The sequence below is a fragment of the Actinosynnema sp. NPDC059797 genome, assembly GCF_042732085.1.
Classification (GTDB): domain Bacteria; phylum Actinomycetota; class Actinomycetes; order Mycobacteriales; family Pseudonocardiaceae; genus Actinosynnema.
Genome location: NZ_JBHWIE010000759.1, coordinates 1 through 1,137, shown reverse-complemented (window position 1 = coordinate 1,137; position 1,137 = coordinate 1). Strand labels below are relative to the sequence as shown.

The 1,137-nt window shown below is 71.9% G+C and carries 1 protein-coding gene; it reads right to left on the bottom strand.

The features are described from left to right. Nucleotides 1–12: 12 nt before the first annotated feature. Nucleotides 13–1,137, bottom strand: a 1,125-nt coding sequence (locus ACFV4N_RS43965; protein WP_499678642.1) for an alpha/beta fold hydrolase, incomplete at its 5' end; no start/stop codon positions are given.

Sequence of the window (1,137 nt, the reverse complement as noted above, 5' to 3'; positions counted from 1 at the left end):
GGTGAGCCCGCGTCAGTAGCCGGGGCCCTTGAACTTCTTCTCGGCGACGAAGTCGCGGACCCGCGCCTCCAGGTTCAGCGCCGTGGCCGGGCGCTCGGCGTCGGCGGTCTCGGCGCTCGCGGCGAACGCGCCGTCGGCCGGGACGTCCGGGCGCGGGGCGCCGGGGCACTCCGTGCGGCTGCCCGGCAGCACGCCGTCCACCAGGTAGCGGTCGACCAGCGCGGTGACGCACTCGTTGCGGGCGTACAGGCCGTGCGTGCCCTCGTCGGACACCGACACCAGCGCGTCGTCGAGCCTGGCCGCCATGGCCGGTCCGCCGTCGTAGTGCGTCTGCGGGTCGGAGTCCGCCTGGATCACCAGGCCGACCGGGTACTTGGTCCGCTTGAGGTCGGTGACCTTGTCGGTCGGCTTGAAGCTGCGGAACGTGCACTCGGTCGGCGCGGCGCGCAGCACGCCGAACCCGTACGCGTACTCGACCCGGTAGCGCCGCATGTCGTCGTAGTAGGTGTTCAGGTCGGTCGGCCAGTCGGCCTCGCAGGTGACGGTCTGGAACACGCCCGGCACGGTCTGGGCAATGCCCAGCTCGTAGAGCGCCTTCGTCGCCCTGGCCGCGTCCGACACCAGCTCGGGCGCGACCTCCTCGCCGAGCACGTCGCGCCGGATCAGCGCCATGTCCTCGGCGAGCAGGTCCCAGATCTCGCGGTACCGGGCGTTGCCGCCGACCACCACGTCCCAGGTGCTCTGGTCGAGGTAGCCCTGCCACGGCTCGGTCGCGAACCTGGCCGACAGGTCCTCGCTGGCGGCGAAGACCTCGGCGGGCGTGGTGCCGAAGCCGTAGCGGCTGTCGCGCTCGGCGACCCAGGCGAAGAACGCGTCCACGTTGTCGCGGATGGCCCGCGACTGGGCCTTGAACTGCTCGCGCCAGATCCACTCCGGGTGCACCGAGGAGTCCAGCACGTTGCGGTCGAGCTTGCCCGGGAACAGCGTGCCGTACACCGCGCCGAGGTAGGTGCCGTAGGAGAAGCCCAGGTAGTTGATCTTCTTCTCGTCCAGCACGGCCCGGATGACGTCCATGTCGCGGGCGGGGTTGGGGGTGTTGACGGACGGGCGGCTGCCGCCCGGGGCGCGGGCGCGCGC